The following is a 24,990-nucleotide window of genomic DNA, read 5'->3' as shown; positions in this document are numbered from 1 at the left end:
ATTTTAAGGGAAATGATATGCGTCCAAGTGGCAGAGCGTTAGATCAAGCGCGCGCAATTAAACTTACTCCAGGATATACAAAACATGCAGAAGGATCTGTGTTGGTGGAGTTTGGTGATACGAAAGTAATTTGTACTGCATCAATTGATGAGTCGGTGCCTCGCTTCTTAAAAGGTGAGGGTAAAGGTTGGATTACAGCAGAATATGGCATGTTGCCGCGTTCAACTGGGTCGCGCATGTCACGTGAGGCGGCGCGAGGTAAGCAGCAAGGTCGAACAGTTGAAATTCAACGTTTGATTGGCCGCTCTTTGAGAGCAGCTGTGGATTTGAAAAAGCTTGGTGAGCGAACCATTACGATTGACTGTGATGTGATTCAGGCTGATGGCGGAACGCGTACAGCCTCTATTACGGGCGGGTGTGCAGCACTTGGCGTGGCGTTAAATGGATTGGTCGAAGCAGGCAAGTTAAAGGAATCTCCGCTTAAGCAAAAAGTGGCTGCAATTTCGGTTGGCATTTATGAAGGTGAAGCTGTCCTTGACTTGGACTATCCAGAAGACTCTGCTGCTGAAACCGATATGAATGTCGTGATGACAGATAAAGGTGGTTTTATTGAAGTGCAGGGCACAGCTGAAGGTGAAGCATTTGAGCAGAAAGAATTTGACGCAATGCTTGCTTTGGCACGCAAAGGCTTAGGGGAAATTTTTGAGCTTCAACAGGCGCTTTTAGACGGTAACGCATAGTACTGAATTGTCAGAACTTAGCTACGTTCGCAGACTAGAGCGAAGTGTCGTGATGCGCTTTGCTCTTAATCTAAAAATGGGTGGTATTCTGATCTAAGTTGCAGAGTAACCGCGAGTGAAAAGAAGATTTAAATGAAGGGTAAGAGTTAGCGTCCGTGCTAATTCTCAGTTACATGATGATGTCGTAGTCGATGATCACTGGAGCATGATCTGAAAACCGCGTGTCGTAGTCGATAAAACCATCTTCAATGACATTGCTGACCGTTGCGCTAGTGATTTGAAAGTCTGTTCGAATCCCTGCTTCGCTTTGCTCTTCACCAGCCTCTTTTGGCCAATATGTGTACTCACCTTTGTGTTTGTTGACCTGACGAAAAGCGTCGACATAGCCGAGTTCGTCAAAGCTTTTATCAAACCACTCGCGTTCATGCGCTAGAAATCCGGCCGCCTCTCGGTCGTGGTAGTACTTGCTCGCATCGGTGACTTGATGGGCTGATTGGAAGTTTCCGGTATAAATGAACTGTCGGCGCTTACGCAGACATTTTTCAAGATGGTCTTGGAATACTTCCATGAATTTATCTTTATCTTCTTGCTGTTCAGCGTTGTGCATAGCTCCGGGGGCAAGCATTGAGGCTACGCTGACGTTATCAAAGTCTGCTTGAATAAAGCGGCCTTGGCGATCTGCTGGTTCGTAAGCGAAACCATACATAATGGCTTTAGGGAAGTGGCGCGTATATATGGCAACGCCGCCATCTTCTGGAAACTCGGCATCAAGGAAGTAAACTTCGTAACCTGGTGGGTGGTAAATGTCATCATCAAAGTCGTAGACTTTACCGCGAATGTCTTGGACGCAAACTACATCGGCATCGATTTCTTGCATCCATTCATAAAAACCTAGTTCAGCAGCTTGCTTCAAGCCATTTACGCTGATTGATACTACACGCATATCTGCCCCTTAATTTGAACGCGTGGTATGATACTCAATTCACATTTTTTGAAAAGAAATAACCGAAAATATTTACATTAAGGCTTTATCTATGTCGTCGAACCAAACTCTTAAACCACATCAACGTGAATTTATTGAATTTGCCCTTCAAAAAAATGTTCTTAAGTTTGGCGAGTTTACACTTAAGTCTGGACGTGTAAGCCCGTATTTCTTCAATGCAGGTTTATTCGACGATGGTCTTTCTCTCGCTAAATTAGGCGAGTTCTACGCTCAAACTTTATATGATGCATCTGCTGACTTTGATGTGTTGTTTGGTCCAGCGTACAAAGGTATTCCATTAGGTGCGGCAACTGCTGTGCAGTTATCTTCTTTGTTCCAGGATAATCGTCCATTTGCTTTCAATCGAAAAGAAGCAAAAGATCATGGCGAGGGCGGTACGATCGTTGGTGCATCGCTCACCGGAAAGGTCATGATCATTGACGATGTTATCACTGCCGGAACTGCCATCCGTGAAGTTATACAAATCATCAAAGCTGCTGGTGCTGAGCCTGCCGGTGTTATCATTGCGTTGGACCGTCAAGAGAAAGGCCAAGGCGAATTATCGGCAATTCAGGAAGTTGAGCGTGATTTCAATATTCCTGTTCTTAGCATCGTCAACCTGGACCAAATATTAGACTTCATCTCAAACGATGCAAGGCTTGGAGAGTACGCAGACAGTGTCGCCGCGTATAGAGATCGTTACGGAATATAACGGTTTGTAACGAGGCGCTTTTTGAAAGCATGGCTATAGTTTATTGAAAGGCTATAAAGTGCTGAATTCATAAAGAATGTGAGTGGAATAAAAATGAATCGAAGTCGTCTATTAATTTTTGTTGTTGTCGGGATGTTAGTTACGACAGCAGCATCGGCAATGCAGTTATATCGTTACAAAGACGATAACGGCAAAACCGTGATGGCTGCTTTGATTCCTCCACACTTAGTTTCTAAAGGCTACGATATTTTAAATGCTCAAGGCCGATTAGTTCAGCGTATCCCGCCTGCGTTGACCGAAGAGCAGATTCGCGAGCGCGATGAAGCCGCAGAAAAAAAGAAGCAAGAAGAACTTGCTGCAGCGAAGCAAGCTGAAGAGGACCAAAAGCTTCTTAAACAATACGGCACGCCTGATGCTGTTGTGAGCATTATGAATCGTCGTCTAGCTGAAATAGATGCAGTGATTGTTTCGCGAAAAGCGGCTATTGAAGCGTCTAAAAATCTCATTACAAAAAGCGAAGAGCAAGCGGCAAACATTCAACGAAGCGGTAAAAAGGTAGGTAAGCGAATTTTAGACGATATCGAAATGGCAAAAAAAGAAATTGCTGTTTCTCAAAGCGTGATTGAGCAGAGTCAAGCGTCTTACCAGCAAATTCTCAGTGAGTTTACTGTTGTCGTAAATCGGCTCGAAGTTCTAACCGGCACCAAAGCAAAAGACTTTCCTATCGAGCGCTAGCCTGTTCTTGTCCGGGCGAGTAGCGATTTAACCAATCGCTAATCCTTTTTTCTAGGAATCCTTCCGAACCGCTGCCTTTAGGGGCGCTTAGTTTTAATTGTCTGTAGTTGGCAAAGCCGCCAACACGAGCTCCAGCATTACGTAGTCGGGCTTTATCTTTTGCTTCGGGGGAAGATTCGTATATATCGAGGATGGGTGCCGGAAATCCTGCGCCTAGTTCGCTAGATAGTTCGATGTTTTGGTGCTGATTTAACTCTGGCGCAATAAATATGAGCGCAAATCCTTTGTCTGAAATTTCTGACTCTTTGCTTTGAATGAAATCAATTGCGAGCCCCGCGCTCTCTCCAATGGCAATCAGCGCTATGTTTTGAAAGCCTTGGCTTGCAAGAGAATTCATGCCCGCTTGAATATGCACGATTGCCCTGTCGTGATAAGGGCCAATTTTTGTTGAAAGTTCTTCGTCTTCTTTAAGATTGATATCGACGCTCTCTGATTCTTCGGGCTCAGCCGCAGGTTCTGCTTCTGCATCTTCAGTGGAAGGTGATTCTGCTTCTGGTGCTTTTTGGGCTCGGCTTCCCAATAAAGTGGCCTTTGTTATTGCTTCGTTGGCAGGGAAGGAGTCAAAAGACTTCGTCTCTAATTCACGCTGAGGGGTTGAGCTCAACTCAAACGTGGGAAGGCTGATCGATAAAGTCTGCCATCCGGTAAACGGAAGATACTCCCGCAAGGAACGAACGATATTAGGCCAGTCTGCATGCTGCGAGGTGTTCGGGATGATTAAAGCTGCGCCCTGAGTAATCGGGCTTTTAGGTTTAATGTTTAAGGCAAGGCTTTGATGAGAGCTCGCTGATCCTGGGTATTTAATGTCTAGCCAGGTAACTTGGTTTTCTGGGCTGGCCGCAGCAAGAAGTTTGGTAAATGCGCGTTCCTGTTGAATTAACGCTGGTAGCGTTGGGCGCATTTCTTCTGCTGAGGGGGCTTGTTCGGGCGCTTCTTGAGATGTGTTTTCATTCGACTGAGCAAGACCAGAGCTAGTTTCTTGGGCGAGAGTATTGGCGCTAACAATAAGGCTAAGACTAATTATTCTTAGATTTGACAGTATCTTGCTTGTTATTTTGTGATTGATTGCATACATTGCGCGCAAACACCTGTTCCCTTACTGATTGAGGTTGTCATGCCAGAATTCAAAATTGCTCCATCTATTTTATCGGCCGACTTTGCAAGACTTGGAGAAGAAGTTGAGCAAGTTTTAGAGTCGGGCGCAGATATTGTGCACTTTGATGTAATGGATAACCACTATGTGCCGAATTTAACGATTGGCCCAATGGTGTGTAAAGCTCTGCGTGATTACGGTATCAAGGCGCCGATTGATGTCCATTTGATGGTTCAACCTGTCGATGATTTGATTGGTCAATTTATTGAGGCTGGGGCTACTTACATTACGTTTCATCCAGAGGCGTCTCAGCACATTGATCGCTCTTTACAGATGATCAAAGACGGTGGCTGCAAAGCAGGTTTGGTATTTAATCCTGCAACACCGCTGCATTATCTTGATCATGTGATGGATAAGTTGGATATGATTCTTTTAATGTCGGTGAATCCAGGATTTGGTGGTCAAAAATTCATCCCGAGCACGCTCGATAAGCTCAAGTTAGTGAAGCAAAAAATTATTGAAAGCGGTTTTGATATCCAGTTAGAGATCGATGGTGGTGTAAAGGTAAATAACATTCGAGAGATTGCAGAAGCTGGCGCAGATACCTTTGTTGCAGGGTCAGCGATTTTCAATACTGATGATTACAAAGTGACGATCGATCAAATGCGTGCTGAATTGGCGGCTGCAAAACTAGGCTAATTGGCTTTCTTAGGGATAACGCGCAAATGAAACTGAGTGACTTTCAATTAGTGATGTTCGATCTAGACGGGACCTTAGTCGATAGTGCGCTTGATTTACATATTGCGTTGAATTTGTCTCTTGAAGAGGCGGGGTATCCATTAGTTTCATTGGACGATTGTCGTTTATGGGTTGGGAATGGGGCTGAAGTTCTCGTTAATAGAGCGCTTCAGCAAACTCTCGATGTGAGCGGTTCCCACTTCGACTTACATCGCGTATTGGAGCTTTTCTATAAGCATTATTCAGAAATTAATGGGCAGCATTCAGAGCTTTATGAAGGAACGCTTGCTTTGCTTGCGCAACTCAAAGAAGCAGGATGCTTTGTTGCCATTGTGACCAATAAGCCTGAAGCCCCTGCGAGGGTGCTGATAGATCAAAAGGGTTTAGTGGTTGATATGTTGGTTGGTGGTGATACGACACAAGAGCGTAAGCCAAACCCTCTGCCTCTTCAGCATTGCATGGCGCATTTTGGCGTTTCAGAAGATGCGTCAGTGTTGGTTGGTGATTCGATTAACGATTTTCAAGCGGCTCACCGTGCAGGAGTGAAAGTTGTCGGTGTAAGCTATGGTTATAATCACGGTCTGCCAATTGACGCAAGGAATCTGGATGCCTTTGTTGATTCGCTTTCAGAGCTGAGTTAATCTCACTCAACTGTGTAAACACACTACAATGCAAACAGAATTTGACGCATTAGCGCTAAGTGTCGGTCATGACGATTTATTCGGATTTTTCATTAATATCTAGTCCCTCTCAATGGAGCTTCTCTGCTTCATTTCGATGGCGATTTTGAGCAGCTGTAACTTACCACATAACACTTTGCCCAAAGATCGCTAGTCAAGGAAATACCATGAACGCAGAACAATTTTATGCCTTTGCCGGAGACGGCTATAACCGCGTGCCAGTTGTACGCGAAGTTCTTGCTGATTTAGATACCCCGCTCAGTAGTTATTTGAAACTCGCGGATGGCCCATACAGTTACTTGTTAGAGTCTGTACAGGGCGGCGAGAAGTGGGGGCGATACTCCATTATTGGTTTGCCTTGTAGACAGGTTTTGAAAGTCTGGGGGAAGACGATTCATCTTGAAGCAGATGGTGAGGTTACGGAGTCATTCGAGCATTCCGATCCATTGGCTTTTGTTGAAGAGTTCCAATCTCGTTTTCGTGTTCCAGAAATAGAGGGGCTTCCGCGTTTTAATGGTGGCTTAGTGGGTTACTTTGGGTATGACATTATTCGTTATGTCGAACCGAAGCTTGCTCACTCTTGCCCAGAAGATCCGCTTGGTACGCCAGATATTCTTCTCATGGTTTCTGATCAGTTGGTCGTATTTGATAATCTCAGCGGCAAGTTGATATTGATTCATCATGAAGATCCAAGTGTGGATGGGAGCTACGAGGTCGCTGAGTCTGTGTTGGGTGTTCTCGTTCATCGTTTAAGAACGATGCAGGCATCAGCGCCCGCGCAAGCAGGTGAGGCTCAGTCTGTTTCAGAAGAAGATTTTGTTTCAGGTTTTGAACAGCCAAAATATGAAGCGGCTGTAGATCGTATTAAAGATTATGTGCTGGCCGGCGATGTCATGCAGACTGTGCTCGCTCAGCGTATGTATATTCCTTATAAAGCTGCGCCACTCGATTTATATCGCGCTTTACGTTGCTTGAACCCGTCGCCATATATGTATTTCCTAAACTTAGGCGACTTTCATGTTGTGGGTTCTTCACCAGAAATATTGGCACGTGTCGAAGATGGGCTAGTCACGGTCCGTCCTATTGCAGGTACACGAAAGCGCGGTATGACCGAAGCAGAAGACTTGGCTTTAGAGCAAGATCTTTTAGCTGATCCTAAGGAGCTCGCAGAACACTTGATGCTGATCGATCTGGGGCGTAATGATGTTGGGCGTGTCGCGAAAACTGGAAAAGTTTCGCTCACGGACAAAATGATTGTTGAACGTTATTCGCATGTCATGCACATCGTCTCTAATGTGACTGGTGAGCTGAAAGATGGTTGCTCAGCCATGGATGTTCTTAGAGCAACATTTCCTGCCGGCACATTAAGCGGAGCGCCTAAGATTCGCGCAATGGAAATAATTGATGAGTTAGAGCCAGTGAAGCGTGGTGTATATGGCGGCGCAGTCGGATATTTGTCTTGGAGCGGCAATATGGACACTGCAATCGCGATTCGAACAGCCGTGATTAAAGATGATGTGCTTCATATTCAAGCTGGAGCCGGTGTCGTTGCAGATTCAGTGCCTTTAAACGAGTGGGAAGAAACCATGAATAAAGGGCGAGCCGTATTCAGAGCTGTGGCAATGGCAACGCAAGGTGTAGACAGTGTTTCTAATGAATCTGCAAAGGGGGATAAGTAATGTTGTTAATGATTGATAACTATGACTCCTTTACATACAACGTCGTGCAATATCTAGGTGAATTAGGCGCCGATGTGCGAGTTTATCGAAATGATGAAATCACTATTAAAGAAATCGAAGCGCTGAACCCCGAGAAAATCGTGATTTCTCCGGGCCCATGTACGCCAAATGAAGCTGGTGTTTCACTGCAAGTACTCGAGCATTTTAAAGGCAAACTCCCTATCTTTGGCATTTGCCTAGGACATCAAAGTATTGGACAAGCTTTTGGTGGATCTATTATCCGTGCTGGCCAAGTTATGCATGGGAAGACATCTCCAGTGCATCATAACAATGAAGGTGTATTTAAAGGTTTACCTAACCCAGTGACAGCAACGCGATACCATTCTTTAGTGATTGATAAAGATGCGCTTCCTGATTGCCTAGAAATTACTGCGTGGACCGAACATGAGGATGGTTCAATGGAAGAGATAATGGGTGTGCGCCATAAAACCCTAGATGTTGAAGGGGTGCAATTTCACCCAGAATCAATTTTGACTGAATGCGGTCACGAGTTGCTTGATAATTTTTTGAAGCGCGAGTCATAAGCAAACACCAACAATAAGAGAGACTAGTCATGGATATTAAAGATGCAATTGCTCAGATTGTTGAGGGGCAAAGCCTATCAACAGAAGATATGAAAGTCGTGATGCAGACGGTAATGACGGGCGAAGCGACCGATGCGCAGATTGGTGCTCTATTGATTGCGTTGCGTATGAAGGGCGAGTCGATTGACGAAATTACCGGTGCAGCGCAAGTGATGCGTGATTTGTCTGCCTCTGTAAATGTTGATGCTCAGCACTTAGTTGATACCTGTGGAACTGGTGGTGATGGCTCTAATTTGTTTAACGTATCGACTGCATCTGCCTTTGTAGTTGCAGCCGCAGGGGGCAGCGTTGCAAAGCATGGTAATCGTAGTGTTTCTAGTAGTACCGGAAGTGCTGATCTTCTTGAAGCTGCAGGTGTTAATTTGGGCTTAAGCCCTGAGCAAGTTGCGCGCGCAGTGCAAGAGATTGGTGTTGGATTTATGTTTGCGCCAGCCCACCATAGCGCGATGCGTCATGCAATTGGCCCACGCAAAGAATTAGCAATGCGTACGATTTTCAATATGTTAGGGCCAATGACAAATCCTGCTGGTGTAAAGCGCCAGATTATCGGTGTGTTTTCGAAAGCACTTTGCCGTCCAATGGCGGAAGTATTAAATCGCCTTGGCAGTGAGCATGTGATGGTGGTGCATTCTGACGACGGCCTTGATGAAATTTCTATTGCGGCTAATACCCATGTTGCAGAATTGCGAGATGGCGAAGTTATTGAATATGAAATTCGACCTGTTGCCTTAGGTATTCAAGAAGCAGCATTAACTGATTTAAGTGTGGATAGTGCGGAGCAAAGTCTTGCTCTCATTAAGTCAGCATTAGGCAAAGATGATGGCGATATCGCGCAGAAGGCGCGTAACATCATTACGATCAATGCGGCTGCTGCGATATACGTGTCTGGTCTAGCAGATTCGTTGAAGGCTGGTGTGTCAATGGCTGAAGACGCGATCGGAAGTGGTTTGGCCTTAGCCAAAATGAGTGAGTTAGCGAGTTTCTCACAAGTATTTAAAGAAGATTAAACGCATTAGCGAGAAGTTACATGAGCAGCAAAGTGAATGACAGCACACCAACGATTCTGCGCAATATTGTTGCGCGTAAGTGGGAAGAAGTAGAGGAGCGCAGTGCTGCGCTCGTGTTGACCGAGCTAAAAGCACAATCGCTTGATAAACCAGAGTGTCGAGGCTTTGTTGCATCGATTGAATCCAAGCTTGCATCTAAGCAGTCAGCCGTGATTGCAGAAATCAAGAAGGCTTCTCCAAGTAAAGGTGTGATTCGAGAAGACTTCCGACCTGCTGAGATTGCGCAGTCTTATGACAATGCAGGTGCTGCCTGTTTATCTGTTTTAACAGATAGAGACTTCTTCCAAGGGCATGAAGATTATTTACAACTTGCGCGTAATGCAGTCTCTCTACCAGTCATTCGCAAAGATTTTATGGTGTCTCCATATCAAATTTATGAGAGCCGCGTTGTAAATGCAGATTGTGTGTTGTTGATCGCTGCATGCTTAACCAAAGACCAGATGCAGGAACTTTCAGGTATCTCACATGAGCTTGGTTTAGATGTATTGGTCGAAGTGCATAATGCACAAGAACTCGACGTTGCGCTTACGCTTGATACTAAGCTTATCGGCATTAATAACCGCGATTTGCATAGTTTTGAGGTAAGCCTAGATAACACGTTTCAGTTACTTGAAAGCATCCCAGAAAATAGAATTGTTGTGACCGAAAGCGGTATTCATACATTGGATGACGTTCAGGATATGCGCAAAAATCAGGTGAATACCTTTTTGGTTGGCGAAGCATTTATGCGAGCCGAAAACCCTGGCGATGAGTTGGCGAGATTGTTTTTTTAAAGGCAATTTTTACAAGTTAACGAACAATCCTATTACGGAGGGTGAAATCCCTCCGAACATCTGATAATTTCTTATTGCGCAAACAAAAATAAAAGGACGCTATCATGAAAGTATTGGGTCTACCCACGCTTATTAAAACCCTTTTTGTTGCTAGTTTCGTTACCTTGATTGCATGTGCCGAACAAGCACAAGAGCAAGCAGTTGTAGAAACGAAAGCAGAAACAATTACTCTTAAGCTTGCTGAAACTTGGGGACCGAATTTCCCTATTTTTGGCGATGCTACAAAAAACCTCGCGACACTAGTCGACAAGATGTCCGACGGACGCCTTCAGATTACGATAGATTCTTCCAACAAACATAAAGCGCCTTTTGGTGTTTTTGATATGGTGAAGTCAGGCCAGTATGACCTTGGGCATTCGGCTTCTTATTATTGGAAGGGGAAAATCCCTGCAACGATGTATTTCACGACCATGCCATTTGGAATGTTGGCGCAAGAACAGTATGCCTGGTTCTATTACGGTGGTGGTATGGAGTTGATGGATGAACTGTACTCTCAGCACAACTTAATGTCTTTCCCAGGCGGTAACACGTCTAACCAAATGGGCGGTTGGTTCCAGAAGGAAATCAAAACGCTAGATGACCTTCAAGGTCTTAAAATGCGTATCCCAGGTTTTGCTGGTGAAGTGCTTGCAAAGCTCGGTGCGAAACCGACGAATATCCCACCGGGAGAGCTCTATACAGCACTTGAACGAGGCACTATTGATGCGCTTGAGTGGGTAGGTCCATCTCTCGATTTGCGCATGGGCTTCCATAAAATCGCACCTTACTATTATACCGGTTGGCATGAGCCTGGTGCTGAATTGCAGTTCTTAGTGAATCGTAAAACTTTTGAAGGTTTGCCGGCAGACCTGCAAGAAATATTGCGTATCGCCATGCGTACAGCAGCCTATGACATGTATATCCAGTCTACGCACGAAAGTGGTAAGAATTGGGCGACGATGCAGGAAGAGTATCCAAACATTCTAGTAAAAACTTTCCCTGAAGAAGTGATGTCAGCCATTATTCAGGCAAACGATGAGCTTCTTAAAGAGAATGCAGCAGCAGATCCGTTTGCCGCGAAAGTTCTTGCTTCCCAGCAAGAATATATGGCGAAAGTACGAGATTGGACCTTGATTTCAGACAAGGCGTATCTTGAAAGTACAAAATAAGTAAGAAGTGAGTATAAGGAGCCCGAACCTTGGTTCGGGCTTTTTTCTATATGATTGAACGATTAGATTGGTTTTGCCGTAAGGCAACTTCGCTATGTGGCTTTGTGGCCTGCATCTTGATGTTGTTCATGCTATTAAACGTCTTTTACGACGTGGTGATGCGTTATGTTTTTAATGATGTCTCTATAGGCATGCAAGAGCTCGAGTGGCATCTATTTGCGGCTGTATTTTTGTTAGGAACCCCCTACGCCATGCAGCGCGATGGTCATGTTCGTGTTGATATATTTTACGAAGGCTGGAGTGATCAGCGTAAGGCTATTGTGAATTTAGTGGGTGCGTTGACTTTCATTTTCCCTTTTGTCGCACTTGTTACCTATTACGGAGCGAGTTTTGCGCATGATGCCTATTCAATTGGTGAGGGAAGTGGTGACCCTGGTGGTCTACCCTATCGCTGGATTATCAAATCGTTAATACCTATCTCTTTTATCTTTATTGGTATCGCAGCTCTCGGCATGATGACTAAAGCTATTTTGGTCTTAAAAGGGCGTGCTCACTATCAGCAAGGCAATAAAGGAATGCTCTCATGATAGGCATTATTATGTTTTTTGCTGCGCTTCTTTTATTGATGCTGGGCTTTCCCGTTGCGTTTACATTTGCAGGCGTCGCACTTGTTTTTGGAGTGATTGCTGAAGGCTTTGATTTGTTTGCTTTCATGCCTTATCGCATTCAAAGCATTATGGAAAACACCATATTAATGGCGATACCGCTGTTTATTTTTATGGGCGTGGTGCTACAGAAAACCAAGTTAGCGGAACAATTACTGGTTTCTATGTCGCAGTTGTTTGGTCGTATGAGTGGTGGTATAGCGATTAGTACAATCTTAGTCGGTGCGCTCTTAGCTGCATCTACTGGTGTTGTCGGAGCGAGTGTGGTCGCGATGGGTTTGATATCGCTGCCAGCGATGTTGAAGTACAACTATGATAAGCAATTAGCGTGCGGCACCATCTGTGCATCGGGCACCTTGGGACAAATTATCCCTCCTTCAATCATCTTGATCATATTAGGCGATGTATTGGGCTTGCCGGTTGGGGATTTGTTCCAGGCGGCCGTTGCTCCAGGTTTGTTATTGATTGCTTTGTATATTGGTTACATTCTTTTTGTCACGCTTAGAAATCCAGAAAAAGCGCCTCCAATGCCACCAACTGAGGCCGTTGGCTTTGAGGCGATTAAAGACGCCTTGTTTTCCATTATTCCTCCGCTTCTGCTAATTGCATTGGTGCTAGGTTCTATTTTTGCGGGCATTGCGACGCCAACCGAGAGTTCTGCTTTGGGCGGTATCGGTGCGCTTGTCTTAGCTATGTTGTATCGGCAATTTAATTTGAAGATGCTTTTAGATAGTGCTCGTGAAACAGTGACCGTTACAGCGATGGTGTTTGCTATTTTGCTGGGTGCTACGGCTTTTTCAATGACATTCAGCTATACCGGCGGTGAAGAGATATTAGAGCACTGGTTAACGAATTTGCCTGGCGAGAAATGGGGTTTTCTTATTCTCACGATGCTTGTCATTTTGATACTAGGATTCTTTATTGATTTCGTCGAAATCTCTTTCATTATTGTTCCGGTGCTGGCACCGATCGCTGAATTGCTAGGAATCAGTATGCTGTGGTTTGCGATTCTCATTGCTATGAATTTGCAGACGAGTTTCTTAACACCCCCTTTCGGTTTTAGTTTGTTTTATTTGAAAGGGGTCGCACCGTCTAGCATTAGAACGAGCGACATATATCAAGGTGTGATGCCTTTCATTTGCCTACAAATATTGGTCGTTCTAGCTATCTTATTCTTTCCAGGATTTTTCGGTTTGCTCTAAAGTAGAACAGTTAGCGTGACGCTAACTGTTCAGATTTGCAGTGAAGATAATGTTCTTCGAATACAGAACCAATTAATAAAGAATCTTTATATTGCGCTGCGACGCTAGCGCCTGACAGCTGAGCGCCATCGCTCATATATAGCAAATTGATTTCACCGCTTACGGTATCGATTTCGTGTGCGATAGAAGGTGAGTGATTGCTGTGCTCAAAGGTATGCATTAAAAAGTAAAGCGCGCTTTGGTGAGAAGCAACTAGAAGCTTACCGGTATCTGACCATTCTAAATTGTCGACGATAACTTCAAGGTCATAGCGTTGAGTCGCTTTCCAACTTTCATCAGTATCTTTTGAATATTGGGTGATTTGAAGCCCGGTCGATTCCGCGACATATATTTTTCCATCTTCATCGATCGTAATGCCATTCGCCATATATAGATCATCCAGTGCAATCGTAGCTTTGCCATCTTTGTAATGAACGACATTGCTATTCGCTAAACGAAAGAAGTCTTCGACTTTTTCTTGTGGTGTGTGACGAGGGGCTCCGTGGTCATTTGTGACGTAGAATTCGTTTAAGGATGTAGCAAAAATGTCGTTAGGCGAAATAAATAAATCGGAGGTGACGCTCTTTAGTAAGGTCGCTTTATGCGAGCTTTCAAGCTCAAAAATATCGATTTGATGAAACGTAGTGCTTGGATGATTTACGACAAACAGATAGCGTTTTCCATTTTCTTTGAGAAGGGAAATTCCATGCGGATGAAATGCCTCTGGATAATTCGCTTCTATTTTAACCGGAGGAGGGTTATCGCTATTCAAGTCTTTTACCCATATAGCTCCTGGTGTTTGCGGGGCTGTGCCATATTTTAGATAGTCGCGGCGAGCGTCTGTGGCAATGAATGCCTCCCCAGTCGCTAGGTCAACAGTGATATCTTCTGGGCCAGCCTCAATTGCGACAGGTGCGCAGTAGTCAGTATTAACGTTAGCGATATCGTAGCCAAGATTCATGATTGGCCAGCTACGCCAAACAAAAACAGCAATGGTTATGAGGAATATGAATAATACGAGTTTTAGGATGTTCATTGTTATTATCTTTTATTGTTATCAACACGAGAAATCCTTATCTCATGCTTATTTCGTTAGCGCTTCTTAGGAGTCCATGCCCATACCATTTCCATTAGAATCGGCTCTTTCCCATCAGCATCTGTGACCGTAACGGATACGGTTGTTTCACCCTTATTGGATGATGTAATAAGCTTTATTTGTTCATCAGTTAAAGAAGCTTCTGCACGCATATTGCCTTTAGCTCGCTTAACATAGTCTGCCTTTATTGTCTTGATTACCGGAACGCAGTCGTCTGAGATGTTCATTCCTATTAGGTAGCCTGTTGCAGATTCTGCAATCAGAATGCTGGCAACAGCATGAACCGAGCCAATATGATTTTGTACAGACTTTTTGTTGGTGAGCGTTACGACCGAACGGTTCGTCGTTAGTTCTTCTACTTTGATACCGGTTGTGCCCGTGTATTTGACAGTTTTTCCGAAAAGCGTGCTTAAGGCTTTTGTTCGCATAAATTCGGGTAATTTATACACATTACTGACAATTGTGTTGAGTTTGTTGGGCTTTGCCACACAGCACTCCTAGTTTGTTTCTATGAATAAGTGTGCCGGCAGTTTGACCATCTGCTGTAGTTCTGTCAACGCAATAGATAAGTCCAAATATGGATCTAAATCACTGTAGATTCTAAGGAATGGTTTGTATAATCAACGCCGATTTTTTCGAGGAGTAATCTAGATGTCAGACTTAAAAGCAAAATTTGAAGAAACAGTAAACTACGTACAAACAGCTGAAGGTGACTTTCAGCCATCGAACGAGCTTAAGCTAAAGATGTACGCTTTGTTCAAGCAAGCTACAGAAGGTGATGTGACAGGTAAAAAACCTGGCATGATGGACTTCGTTGGTCGCGCTAAATATCAAGCATGGGAAGACCTTAAAGGTGCGAGTGCAGATGAAGCGATGCAGCAATACATCGATGCAATTGAAGAGTTAAAAGCTTAGGTCTTTTGAGTATTTGCGTGCTTTGCATAATCTGGTAAAGTGCGCACACTTAAATAAGAAAGATAGTTCAGGCGGTCAACATGGATGCGAAGATTGTTCTAGATGAAGCTCAGCCAGGGCTTGCGGATCGTATGACAAAAGTATGTCAGAAGAACGCTTTATGTGAGCGTACATTCCATACTTACGAGCAGTGGATCGCACAGTATCTTACATTTAATGGATTATCTAACCCCTTTAGCTTGAACGAGAAAAACGTGAAAGAATTTTTGCGACACGTGACGCGTCGTCTGTCTCCTTCGCGAGCTCGTCTTAATCAAGCGCGTCAGGCGCTCGAGTTCTTCTATAGTCAGGTCTTAAAGCGCCCATTAGAAGAGTCTGCTTACGCACTTCCATCTTCCAAATAAGCTTAGCTTTTAGGCAGTCTTAGTTTTTGCTTGAATCGAATAGTGCTTTCTATATTCGCTCGGCGTTTTTGCGCATGCCCTTTTAAACGCTAAAGAGAAAGCGCTGCTTGAGCTGAATCCTACTTTTTCTGAAATTAACTCGATACTGTCATCACTGTGTGAAAGTAGATGCTTGGCTTCTGCGATACGCTGGGTTGCAACTAATGTTCGCCAAGTAGTTTTTTCGTTAAGAAGGTGGCGAGCAAGTGTGCGTGAAGAGACGCATAATGCGTTCGCAGCATCATCGCGTGTCAGAATGTATTGATGTTGTCTCAGTAATTGCCCTATCTTCTCACTCAGACTCATTTTCTCATTTGTGTTGGGGAGAGCAATTTGTGTATAGCAGAGAGACTCTAGTGTTTGACTGGCTTGCGCATTTAACAGTGGCATAGGTAGATGAAGTAGCTTTTCATCGACAGTAATTGACATTACCTTCGATTCCACATTTACATCGCAAGACAATTCCTCGACGATTTCTTTACTTAAGACTTCATCACTTAAGCTCGTGCTCAGCTTCTTGATCGGAATGTTATGACCTGATGAGCGCATGATTGTTAAGCAAGCGCCAAAATCTCTAGAAATGTAGAAGTCTTTTAGCTCTTCATCCTCTGCATGAGCTATTTCCCATTGTAAATCGAAATTGTCGTTCTTAACATGATAATTGATGTTGGTGAAATGAAATACTTCTTGGCTATAACGAAGAGCAATATCAAGCGCGTGCTTGAGACTCGCGCTGCTAGCCATTGCTTGGCCGATTAATCCAAAGCTCGGTAGGCCTACCTTTAAACCGATGGCATAGCCAATGCGTGCAGGCGTTTCGTTGATATGATTGCATAGATTAAGAATGATAATTCGCTCTTGTTCTATGCTTGGCTCACAGGAGACGGTATCAAAGTCTTCGATGTTTAGTTTTGAGTTTTCTAGGCACTGCTCATGCATTAAGCCTTTCTTAAGACCATAACGAAGTAGCAGCCTACATTGCTCCAGTGCTAAACCAGGTGATCGAGTATATTGCGTCATTATGCTTACATCATTTACTGAGTTTTCAATCTAACACTTTGGTCTAATTCTGACTGTGGAAACTTTCTCAGAATTTTTCCTGAATTGATAACAAATAAAAAAAGCAGAGTCTTTACTCTGCCTTTCGCTCTTTAAAGCAGCTTATTAAAGAGTTGGGATCGTGACAGTGTTTTGCTCAGACGTTTTGTATTGGAAGTCTAAGTAAAAGTCTGCACTAGTTGGTGACTTGTAATAAGGATCTTTTGTATCAATCGCCATGACGACTTTGTGGCCAGCAGGGACATCGTAAGCTGTTGTTACCATGTCGAAATCAACGCGGACTTTATCACCCCAGTTCGCATCAGGAAGAGTGATAACGCCGTGTGTAATTAACTTACCCCAGCCCCAAGAATCCATATCGTACAAGTACGCGACGATCTGAGCTTTATTGTAGTGGGGTTGTACGCGAAGGTTCACGCTTGGCGTGCCGCGAATTTCCATTTTTGCATCAAGACGGTCGCTTTCCCAGTAAATCGCACGGAATTCGCTCTCAGCTTTGATGTTAGCAATAACAGGGATGTCTACCTGCTCAAGAAGGTCGCCTAGAATTGGTACGCCAGTTGAGAAGGTTGTCCCGAACCAGCCGTTAATGGTGTCGTCAGTTTCCATGTTGAACCATGACCAGTATTGGTAGGTTTCCATGTCGCCAGTGTCGAAGGTAGAGCGTGGGTGCAAGTAATAGGTTTGCTCAGTCGCTTCTGGAATTGGGTAGGTGTCAAATAGATCGAATTTGTCTTCAAAACGAACCTTCATGTTCACTGTTTTTGCTGACGATAAAGCGTTAGTTTCGCCTTTCAAATGAATGTCGAACCAGTCGTATACGTTTTCCCAAATAACGTTTTCACCCAAGCCAACAAGTGATGAAAGTAATTCAGCAGTTGCGTGTGTACCTGGCAGCAAGTCAACGTACTTAGGTGTAGTAAATTGACTAAACATGTCCATCAGAGTGTTAGGCATAAATAGGTTATCACCATAAGCTTTTGCAAGGTAAACCGCAGTGCCATTTTCATTCAATTGATCAACGTAATTGATCGGTGAACGGATACTTGCCCATTCTACAACGTCTGGAATCGCATCTAGGTTCTGATTTTTTACATTGTTCCAGTGTTGGTCAATGATTGGGTCTGGGTTGCCTGTTAAGCCGCCTGCTAGATTAAGTAGCTCACCCCAAACTTGGCGTGGCGATTGGTCGCCGTACAAAGCATGAACTAGATCGCCCCATGAACTCATTGCTGCAATGGCTTTTACGCGAGGGTCTTGCGCTGCACCTAGTAAGCTGATGCCTGAGCCGTAAGAAATACCCGCTGTTGCGATAGCGCTCTCGTCTACAGGGTAGTTAGCAATCAAATAGTCGATTACTGTGCTGTAGTCGTTCATGTCTTTTGGGCCAGCTGTGTCAATTAAACCGCCAGACTCGCCGAAACCACGCGTTGCATAATTCAGAACGATATAGCCTTTATCTGCAAGCTCTGCAGCTTGTTGTAAGTATTGGTATTCGTTCATTGACCAGCTATTGATGAAAATAATTGCTGGCGCAGTACCTTGAATATCTGTAGGAACAAAGATGTTCGCCGTTTATTCAACGCCATCAAATGCGGTAATGATGATGTCGTCATCTGTTGTGTAGTTCTCTGAATCTGGGAAGTTTGGAGCGCCTAATAAGCCGCCTGCAAAGTCTAGAATAGGAACAGAGCCTGAACCAGTCGCACTAGCCATTTGCGGAGACAAAGCTACCGCAGCACACATTCCGAGTGCAGTAAGGGCTTTTTCATTTTAATCACCTGTCGTATGTGTTTTTTTATATTTATTTGCGGGGGGGAAAGAATAGGAGTTGAATTCCCTAACGACACTTTCCGATTTTTATTTTTATTGTCTAAAAAGCGTAATGCCTTACGCGTTCGTATACTATGCATCAAAAGGACAAACATATTTAGAAAGGGGCATGCTGTATAAAATGGGACGTATTGCTCGGGTTAAGATTACGACTGTTAACTATTGAAGAGGCGTAAAAATAATTCTAAGTTTTTAGAAGGATGCCTGAATATCTGTGCTTTGTGCGCCTGAAAGGCAGGTTGAGTGATTCTGAATTATTGAAGAAGAGAAAAAAGATCGGGCAAGCAAGGCTTGCCGTAGACTCATATTCATTTTGTTATTTTTATTTTCGGAATCAATATTATGGCTTTACGTTACGTAAACTACAGCTCAAATGGACATTGAGTGTATATGACAGGCCAGTCAAAAAATGTGTGCACAGCATCTAGTTGGAGATAGAAAACGCTTGCAGTTGGCCGTCACTCGTTATCGCGAGCAACTCGTTTGTTAGGATGGCTAAATCTTCCACTGATCGCGATACGCCAAATACGTGTTTTCGTTTTGCTTGATAACGAGATACCTCTTCTCCACTGGAGGTGTCAAAGACTTGGATATACCCTTGTTGATTGGCGAGATATACGCGTTGATCATCGTTTGAAAACTTCGCTGCGTTAAAGACCGTATAGCGCTCATTAATCTGGCTTTTGATAGTAAAGTTGGTAGTGTCGATTACAAAGTGGTCCTCTCTGAGCGAGGAGACAAAGGCATGTGCTCCACTATGAGAAAACGCGACATGTCTTGATGCATTGCTGAGGTCTAGGGTTTTAAGCGCTTTCCCAGTATTTAAATCCCAAAACGTGGCGGAGTTGTCATCACTGCCGGATAAGGCAGTATTTCCCGATAGTGCGACTGATCGAATTGCATCAGCATGTTGAAATTCTTTGACGTTATTACCAGCTCGGGTATCTGTGTACCAGAGATCTCCAGATGCTAAACCGATCAGTGCGTGGCTTCCATCTTCACTCAGAGCGATGCTGTTGATATTGCTCGGGGTTTGCCAGAAGTTTTGGGCCTTGCCTGTTTTTGCATCCCATAGAATCCATTCATTATTACGCGCTGTAATTGCAAAATTTCCATTTTTCGACAAATGAGTATGTGTGATCTGAGTATATTCATTACTCTCATGATTCCAGTTAAATACGCGCTCTAAGGGATTCAAGTTCCATAAGCTGGCGCCATGTCGTTGCGAAGCTATGAGAGCAATAGTGCCGTCGTTGCTTATGCTGGCATCAAATAAGCCTTGGCTTGCTAACTCGAAATTTTGTTCTGCTTGCTGAGCGCAGGCCAGAAGTGTGAAGGGGAGAAGTAATAAAAAGAGTTTTCGCATCTCTTACGGTTCGATCAAAAAAGAGGTCATAGAAGTATAGACCTCTTTATTATCGATGCTTGGTCGTTCCTTGTTAATTATACAAGGTCAGCTTGAGAGGTATGAATCGCTTCGATAAGTTGGTCTTCAAACTCAAATCGGATTTCTAAGGTTCTACCTAGACGCTCCAAGCGAGCCACTAACTTGTCGACACCATCATCTACTTTATGAATGTCGTCGAAGCTATCGTTAAAATTTAAGGCAACTTCGGTCGTTTCTTGAATTTGTGGAATTGTCGTTTCGACTAAAACCGTGCCATCTTCGTTATTGAATTCAATGGCTTCGGCAATGAGCTGTTCATAGATTTCGAAGTGGCCAACAGAAACATAGTCTACTAACACTTGGCAAAAGCTTTGAAGTTTCTCAATGGTGTTTTCTTGTGAGCTTGGATGGTTCATCGTGAGGTCGCAGAACTTGACAATTAAGTCTTGACGTTCGACCAACCATTTATCGATGAGCTCATTTACTCCGCCCCAACGTTCTTTTGCATTCTTGCAGTTTTCTAACATGAATCTCTCCAGTATCCGTTTGGCGTGAATCTTCTTTTTAAATTTCAGCCTGCTGGTTCAGCGCTTGAGCGCTTTTTTATTCATCCTGTTGTAGGACTTAAGCTAGCGAATATGCGTATTGCTAGCAATATGTAAATTGTTGCAAAACGTTACGGCGTGTGAGCCTTTCCGTTATTGTTTTTTAAACAGCAATATAATGTTTGCGACTGCAAGACCTGAAAAAGCAACAATGCTCCAAGCAGGAATCGACAGACCTAGAAACTGCCATTGAATTTCTGCGCAGTCACCAGTGCCCATTAACATGGATTGTAATACTTCTATTAACGGGAATACTTCGATCATATATTCAAGGGGCGGGCCGCATGCCGGAACTTCATCTGCTGGCAAATGTTGCAGCCAAACTTGTCGAGCAGCAACACTTATTCCTGCGATTGATGTGAGCAAACCAAGACCCGTGAAAATATTCTTTGCTACTGCGTGTTTGGCAGCGAGCAAAGCTAGTAGGGCAAAGCCCCCGACGCATAAGTAGATTGCTCTTTGCATCATGCACATCGGGCACGGATTCATACTAGCGAAAGGTTCAACATAGCTTGCGACAAGTACTAACGATACGCTCGTTACTATGATTGCTAGCGCGATCAATCGATTGGATAACTGCACTGTATAAGCCTCTATAAAATCTGCTGCCAATGGTGCGAGTTAAGCGCAAAGTTGGCGAGTTAAGTCTTCTTAATTTTTGTGAACTGAGACCGGTCGCTACAAATAGTCACGCATCATTACTTCTTGAATTGGTGGATCGACCTATACTTGATCTATTGACCAATTCTAAGGAAGTAATATGAAAGCGGTACTCGCTCTAATCGGCGCTTTAATGACCATGCAACTAGCCTTTGCAGAGGATGAATCTTCAGAAAAACAAAGAGCTGTTTATCACACCATGAATCCTGCATTTGTAAGTAACTTTGGCGAGCCTCGCAGAAAACTATCTTATGTAAAAGCTGAGATATCTTTAAAGGTTGAAAGCGAAGAGCATGTCGAGTTGGTAAAGCACCATGCTCCTTTGATTAGGCATCAAATAGTAATGTTATTGTCTGAACAATCTAAAGAGGGAATGAGCTCTCACACAGCGCAAGAGACTATTCGTTTGGCTGCGCTTAGCAGAGTAAAAGAAGCTTTAGCTGAGGAAGTAGGTAAGACAGGTGTACAAGACCTACTATTTACCAGCTTTGTTGTTCAAATTTAGGAAGCTAGACGCACGACATTAGGCGTGTCTTGGATGGCAACATCGTTGCCGTCCTCCCAGCCTGCCTCCCACGCGGCAAGCACAACATCGCTCATACCGGGGCGGTCTTCTCTTGTTTTGCCCATAACGCCAGACATATAGCCTTGCTTATAAGCTTTGTTAAGAGATTCTAAATTCCAGCTTAAAGAAAAGTCTTCGGCCATTGGGCCACTCCTTTCAATAGGCTGCCAAGCACTTTCATGCACAGAGCATTGGTAGTTGCTCTGTACAATCGACTTCAAGCGGTTCGGCACGCACAAGTCAACACATAACGGTTTGATAGCGTAGTCTGTATTTTGTGATGCGCTTATCATTTTTGTTCGCTTTAAAAGCAATGCGCGAATACAGGTTACATATATTTACGTTAGTGCAATGAACACTACTCTGCACGCTAAGAATGTGTCTTTATGTTTTTTTAGGTAATACGCTGACACATTTCGTTACGTACAGTTACAAAATTAGCACATGCACGGCAATGCGCAAATTTTGAACGATGAAATATTTGTCAGAAACGGACAGTTCTCAAAAAAGGCGGGGATTAGCTTTACGTAATTGAAAAAACTCGGAAGCGTTTCGCATCCGAGTATGGGTGTTCTTTATGGTGAGACGTATGCATCAAGAAATGCATCGAAGGGTACGTTATCAGCTTGCTTAATGTTTTGAGCATCTTGATGACTTTGCTTCGCAGTCGATTCAAGTTCGGATAACTTTTGCTCATTGATGCTGGATGCTAATAGTTGAGATTTATGCTCAGATGATAAGGCGGTGCAGAGCTCAAGCCACGAAGCAGACTTTGACTGCATATCTGCAAGAACCTTAGCAGAAGGGCATAAGGCACTGTCCTTCACTTTAGCTTGCTGTGCCTTTATAGCGGACTTAAGCGCTGCAGCGTCTTGTTTATTTAGCGCAGAAGACACCTGCTCAATGTTTGCTAGTAATGATGTTGCCCACTCTTTCAAGTCACGCGCTTGATCATTTTGGTTCAGTGAAAGGTTTGGCTTTCGACCTTCATTGGTCACTAAAGTGAAGTTCCGCTCAAGTTCTTCACACGCTTCTGCGCTCAAGAATGGAGAGTCTTGGAGTAGGCAAAACAGAAGAAAACCATCCATAAAAGTAACTTGCTGTTTGTCGATACCTAAAGGTAGGTAGGGGTTTAGATCAAGACAGCGAACTTCAACATATTCTACGCCACGCTCAATTAATGCAGCCGTTGGCTTTTCACCTGAGAATGTCGTGCGTTTGGGGCGAATACTGCTGTAATACTCATTCTCGATTTGCAGAATATTGGTATTCAACTGCGTGTAGTCATGATCATCTTTTAGCCCAATTTTTTCATAGCTTGGGTAAGAGGTATGAATCGCATCGCCAAGTGTTTTAGTGAAGTTATCAAGCGTGTTGAAACAGATATTTAAAGAGCTTTGAGCGTTATTCGTATAGCCTAAGTCACTCATTCGCAGAGAGGTTGCGTAGGGTTTGTAATACGTGCCTTTTTCATCGAATACTTCAAGATCGCTGCTTTTGCCATTCAGAAAACTAGCGTCTAGTGCAGGAGATGCGCCGAATAGATACATCAATAGCCAACTGTAACGTCGAAAATTACGCGTCAGCGCAAAGTACTTCTCAGATTTGTAGGTCTGTAGATCAGTTTGACTATTTTCGGCATCTTTTAACTGCATCCAGAATTCATCCGATAAGGAGAAGTTAAAATGCAGGCCTGCGATACTCTGCATGATTCTGCCATAACGCACATCCAGACCTTTACGATAGATATGTTTCAGTCTGCCAATATTGGAGTCGCCGTACTCAGCGATACGAATGCTTTTATCACCATCTAAATGACAGGGCATTGATCCCGCCCACAAGAGCTCGTCGCCAATATTATTCAAGACAAAACGATGCGTCATTTCGAGTTGTGATAGAAGATTACCCGCGTTTGATTCAACGCCTGTAATCAGCTCTAACAGAGCTTCTGAATAGTCAGTGGTAATGCTTGAGTGTGTAAGAGGATGGCCGAGAGCCTTAGGGTGATCACTCTGTGAAATGTCGCTGTTAGCTAGTGTGCGAAGACCCTCTTTTTCTAAGCCTCTTGAGATAAGAGGCACTGAAGAGGTTTGAACATAAGTGCGAAGAGTGTCGATTCCCGCTTCTAATCCTAGGCATGCGTCTGTCATGTGTAATCCTTTCACCCTATTTGCGGGAGAATATTAAGTCGGTTAGCTTAGTCGTTTAGTCTGTATTTAACTAGCGCTTACTGTTTTTTAGCCTTAGCAAAGGCAGAAGCAAACGCGTTGTTGAGTGGCGCGTTTTGCTGGTTTTTTGCTTTGGTGTTTTTTTGTTCTGATGACTTTGGTGTCGTTTGCTCGGCTGCGTCTTGTAATCGCATACTTAGCGCAATACGTTTACGCTTGGCGTCAAACTCAAGTACTTTTACTTTGACAATATCGCCCGTTTTAACCACGTCTCGAGGGTCTTTCACGAACTTGTTAGCCAGACAAGAAATGTGCACGAGGCCATCTTGATGCACTCCAATATCTACAAAGGCCCCAAAATTTGTCACGTTGGTGACACTGCCTTCAAGGATCATTCCTTCTTTTAAATCGCTTATCTCTTCGATACCCTCTTTAAAGTTTGCTGATTTAAATTCAGGTCGAGGGTCTCTACCAGGCTTCGCAAGTTCGCGCAAAATATCGTTAATGGTATGAACGCCGATGCTATCGGAAGTGAAGGCCGAGGCGTCGAGTTGTGTGACAGACGTTTCACCAATAAGTTGCACTACTTTTTTGTCTTGAGATTTGGCAATTTGTTCAACGACAGAATATGACTCGGGATGCACGGCAGAGGCATCTAGCGGATTTTCGCCATTGTTAATACGAAGAAATCCAGCGCATTGTTCGAAAGCTTTATCGCCTAAACGAGGCACTGATTTCAAATCTTCTTTAGAGCGAAAAGCGCCATATGTATCTCGGAACAAAACAATATTGGACGCTGTGTTGGCTGCGATGCCAGATACGCGTGAAAGTAAAGGTGCAGAAGCTGTATTGACGTCGACGCCAACAGCATTAACACAGTCTTCAATGACCGCGTCTAAGCTTTTTCCAAGCTTGAACTGACTTACATCGTGTTGATACTGACCAACACCAATGGCTTTGGGCTCTATTTTCACAAGCTCTGCAAGCGGGTCTTGTAACCTTCTAGCGATCGATACCGCTCCTCGGATGCTGACGTCAATATCGGGAAATTCGTTCGCAGCGATTTCTGATGCGGAATACACCGAAGCTCCAGCTTCGCTGACGACAATTCGAGAGAGCTTCAAGTCAGGATAATATTTGCAGACATCTGCACAGAGTTTTTCGGTCTCGCGTGAGGCTGTGCCGTTACCGATGCTCAATAGCTCAGCATTGTATTTTTTTGCAAGTTGAGCAATACGTTCT

At 43.9% G+C, this 24,990-nt stretch carries 28 protein-coding genes; 15 read left to right on the top strand and 13 right to left on the bottom strand.

Annotation, left to right across the window (positions count from 1 at the left end):
- Window positions 1-17 precede the first annotated feature (17 nt).
- Window positions 18-740 carry a ribonuclease PH gene (gene rph, locus A3739_RS11410; protein ID WP_068501389.1) on the top strand — a complete coding sequence of 241 codons (723 nt, stop codon included), beginning with the start codon at window positions 18-20 and terminating at the stop codon, window positions 738-740.
- Between the two features lie 169 nt (window positions 741-909).
- On the opposite strand, the gene A3739_RS11405 is transcribed toward rph, so the two are convergent.
- Window positions 910-1,683 (bottom strand): exodeoxyribonuclease III, encoded by a 774-nt coding sequence (locus A3739_RS11405; RefSeq protein WP_068501387.1) that lies wholly within the window; start codon window positions 1,681-1,683, stop codon window positions 910-912.
- A gap of 91 nt (window positions 1,684-1,774) precedes the next feature.
- Here A3739_RS11405 and pyrE point away from each other — a divergent pair, with 91 nt between their 5' ends.
- Together pyrE and A3739_RS11395 are read left to right on the top strand one after the other, a co-directional pair.
- Complete coding sequence (gene pyrE / locus A3739_RS11400; RefSeq protein ID WP_068480264.1) at window positions 1,775-2,434, top strand: orotate phosphoribosyltransferase; 660 nt, start codon at window positions 1,775-1,777, stop codon at window positions 2,432-2,434.
- Between the two features lie 93 nt (window positions 2,435-2,527).
- Window positions 2,528-3,169 (top strand): hypothetical protein, encoded by a 642-nt coding sequence (locus tag A3739_RS11395; protein WP_068501384.1) that lies wholly within the window; start codon window positions 2,528-2,530, stop codon window positions 3,167-3,169.
- On the opposite strand, the gene A3739_RS11390 is transcribed toward A3739_RS11395, so the two are convergent.
- On the bottom strand, window positions 3,156-4,304 hold the full coding sequence (locus tag A3739_RS11390) for a DUF3530 family protein (RefSeq protein ID WP_068501383.1): 1,149 nt from the start codon (window positions 4,302-4,304) through the stop codon (window positions 3,156-3,158). The genes A3739_RS11395 and A3739_RS11390 overlap by 14 nt on opposite strands.
- A gap of 39 nt (window positions 4,305-4,343) precedes the next feature.
- On the opposite strand from A3739_RS11390, the gene rpe reads away from it, so the two are divergent.
- From rpe to A3739_RS11345, 9 genes are all read left to right on the top strand, one after another.
- A complete protein-coding gene (gene rpe, locus A3739_RS11385; RefSeq protein ID WP_068475688.1) occupies window positions 4,344-5,021 on the top strand; it encodes a ribulose-phosphate 3-epimerase in 678 nt (225 codons plus the stop codon).
- 26 nt (window positions 5,022-5,047) lie between these two features.
- Window positions 5,048-5,701 carry a phosphoglycolate phosphatase gene (gene gph, locus A3739_RS11380; RefSeq protein ID WP_068501381.1) on the top strand — a complete coding sequence of 218 codons (654 nt, stop codon included), beginning with the start codon at window positions 5,048-5,050 and terminating at the stop codon, window positions 5,699-5,701.
- A gap of 206 nt (window positions 5,702-5,907) precedes the next feature.
- The gene (gene trpE, locus A3739_RS11375; RefSeq protein ID WP_068501379.1) at window positions 5,908-7,419 is read left to right on the top strand and encodes an anthranilate synthase component I; all 1,512 of its coding nucleotides are present in this window, start codon (window positions 5,908-5,910) and stop codon (window positions 7,417-7,419) included.
- On the top strand, window positions 7,419-8,003 hold the full coding sequence (locus A3739_RS11370) for an aminodeoxychorismate/anthranilate synthase component II (protein ID WP_068480277.1): 585 nt from the start codon (window positions 7,419-7,421) through the stop codon (window positions 8,001-8,003). The genes trpE and A3739_RS11370 overlap by 1 nt, the downstream gene beginning before the upstream one ends.
- Before the next feature lie 29 nt (window positions 8,004-8,032).
- The gene (trpD, locus tag A3739_RS11365) at window positions 8,033-9,070 is read left to right on the top strand and encodes an anthranilate phosphoribosyltransferase (RefSeq protein ID WP_068501376.1); all 1,038 of its coding nucleotides are present in this window, start codon (window positions 8,033-8,035) and stop codon (window positions 9,068-9,070) included.
- A gap of 20 nt (window positions 9,071-9,090) precedes the next feature.
- Window positions 9,091-9,903 carry an indole-3-glycerol phosphate synthase TrpC gene (trpC, locus tag A3739_RS11360; protein WP_068501373.1) on the top strand — a complete coding sequence of 271 codons (813 nt, stop codon included), beginning with the start codon at window positions 9,091-9,093 and terminating at the stop codon, window positions 9,901-9,903.
- A gap of 104 nt (window positions 9,904-10,007) precedes the next feature.
- Entirely contained in the window at window positions 10,008-11,111 is a 1,104-nt protein-coding gene (locus A3739_RS11355) for a TRAP transporter substrate-binding protein (RefSeq protein WP_068480283.1), read from the top strand.
- A 29-nt stretch (window positions 11,112-11,140) separates the two neighbouring features.
- Window positions 11,141-11,698: a TRAP transporter small permease subunit gene (locus A3739_RS11350; RefSeq protein ID WP_231876645.1), complete on the top strand. Its 558-nt coding sequence runs from the start codon at window positions 11,141-11,143 to the stop codon at window positions 11,696-11,698.
- Window positions 11,695-12,978, top strand: coding sequence for a TRAP transporter large permease subunit (locus tag A3739_RS11345; RefSeq protein ID WP_068480289.1), 1,284 nt, complete (start codon window positions 11,695-11,697; stop codon window positions 12,976-12,978). The genes A3739_RS11350 and A3739_RS11345 overlap by 4 nt, the downstream gene beginning before the upstream one ends.
- Before the next feature lie 10 nt (window positions 12,979-12,988).
- Here A3739_RS11345 and A3739_RS11340 read toward each other — a convergent pair whose 3' ends face one another.
- Window positions 12,989-14,053, bottom strand: a complete 1,065-nt coding sequence (locus A3739_RS11340) for an SMP-30/gluconolactonase/LRE family protein (protein ID WP_068501367.1) — start codon at window positions 14,051-14,053, stop codon at window positions 12,989-12,991.
- A 56-nt stretch (window positions 14,054-14,109) separates the two neighbouring features.
- A complete protein-coding gene (locus A3739_RS11335) occupies window positions 14,110-14,601 on the bottom strand; it encodes a DUF4442 domain-containing protein (RefSeq protein WP_231876704.1) in 492 nt (163 codons plus the stop codon).
- A gap of 163 nt (window positions 14,602-14,764) precedes the next feature.
- On the opposite strand from A3739_RS11335, the gene A3739_RS11330 reads away from it, so the two are divergent.
- The gene (locus tag A3739_RS11330; RefSeq protein WP_068474019.1) at window positions 14,765-15,028 is read left to right on the top strand and encodes an acyl-CoA-binding protein; all 264 of its coding nucleotides are present in this window, start codon (window positions 14,765-14,767) and stop codon (window positions 15,026-15,028) included.
- A gap of 80 nt (window positions 15,029-15,108) precedes the next feature.
- Window positions 15,109-15,432: a phage integrase N-terminal SAM-like domain-containing protein gene (locus A3739_RS11325; protein WP_068474017.1), complete on the top strand. Its 324-nt coding sequence runs from the start codon at window positions 15,109-15,111 to the stop codon at window positions 15,430-15,432.
- 9 nt (window positions 15,433-15,441) lie between these two features.
- Here the strand turns inward: A3739_RS11325 and A3739_RS11320 are convergent, their stop codons facing one another.
- The 6 genes from A3739_RS11320 to A3739_RS11300 form a co-directional block, all read right to left on the bottom strand.
- Complete coding sequence (locus tag A3739_RS11320; RefSeq protein ID WP_082869200.1) at window positions 15,442-16,491, bottom strand: AraC family transcriptional regulator; 1,050 nt, start codon at window positions 16,489-16,491, stop codon at window positions 15,442-15,444.
- A 144-nt stretch (window positions 16,492-16,635) separates the two neighbouring features.
- On the bottom strand, window positions 16,636-18,096 hold the full coding sequence (locus tag A3739_RS11315) for a CocE/NonD family hydrolase (RefSeq protein WP_156502546.1): 1,461 nt from the start codon (window positions 18,094-18,096) through the stop codon (window positions 16,636-16,638).
- 9 nt (window positions 18,097-18,105) lie between these two features.
- Window positions 18,106-18,276, bottom strand: coding sequence for a hypothetical protein (locus A3739_RS28785; protein ID WP_156502545.1), 171 nt, complete (start codon window positions 18,274-18,276; stop codon window positions 18,106-18,108).
- Window positions 18,277-18,787: 511 nt separating this feature from the next.
- Window positions 18,788-19,729 carry a WD40 repeat domain-containing protein gene (locus tag A3739_RS11310; protein ID WP_068501364.1) on the bottom strand — a complete coding sequence of 314 codons (942 nt, stop codon included), beginning with the start codon at window positions 19,727-19,729 and terminating at the stop codon, window positions 18,788-18,790.
- Between the two features lie 77 nt (window positions 19,730-19,806).
- Window positions 19,807-20,277, bottom strand: coding sequence for an Rsd/AlgQ family anti-sigma factor (locus A3739_RS11305; RefSeq protein WP_068480302.1), 471 nt, complete (start codon window positions 20,275-20,277; stop codon window positions 19,807-19,809).
- A gap of 171 nt (window positions 20,278-20,448) precedes the next feature.
- Window positions 20,449-20,937, bottom strand: a complete 489-nt coding sequence (locus tag A3739_RS11300) for a disulfide bond formation protein B (RefSeq protein WP_068501362.1) — start codon at window positions 20,935-20,937, stop codon at window positions 20,449-20,451.
- A 178-nt stretch (window positions 20,938-21,115) separates the two neighbouring features.
- Between A3739_RS11300 and A3739_RS11295 the strand changes: the two genes are divergently transcribed.
- Window positions 21,116-21,520, top strand: coding sequence for a flagellar basal body-associated FliL family protein (locus A3739_RS11295; RefSeq protein WP_068480305.1), 405 nt, complete (start codon window positions 21,116-21,118; stop codon window positions 21,518-21,520).
- Here A3739_RS11295 and rmf read toward each other — a convergent pair.
- From rmf to A3739_RS11280, 3 genes are all read right to left on the bottom strand, one after another.
- Entirely contained in the window at window positions 21,517-21,723 is a 207-nt protein-coding gene (gene rmf, locus A3739_RS11290; RefSeq protein WP_068480389.1) for a ribosome modulation factor, read from the bottom strand. The two genes, A3739_RS11295 and rmf, sit on opposite strands and share 4 nt — an antisense overlap.
- A 432-nt stretch (window positions 21,724-22,155) precedes the next feature.
- Window positions 22,156-23,730 (bottom strand): glutamate--cysteine ligase, encoded by a 1,575-nt coding sequence (gene gshA / locus A3739_RS11285; protein ID WP_082878374.1) that lies wholly within the window; start codon window positions 23,728-23,730, stop codon window positions 22,156-22,158.
- Window positions 23,731-23,807: 77 nt separating this feature from the next.
- Window positions 23,808-24,990 (bottom strand): helix-hairpin-helix domain-containing protein (locus A3739_RS11280; protein ID WP_156502543.1); only part of this gene is annotated, 1,183 nt, incomplete at its 5' end.

The organism is Oleiphilus sp. HI0067, assembly GCF_001635735.1.
The sequence above is the reverse complement of the archived record's forward strand: the minus strand, read 5'-3'. Positions and strand labels throughout refer to the sequence as shown.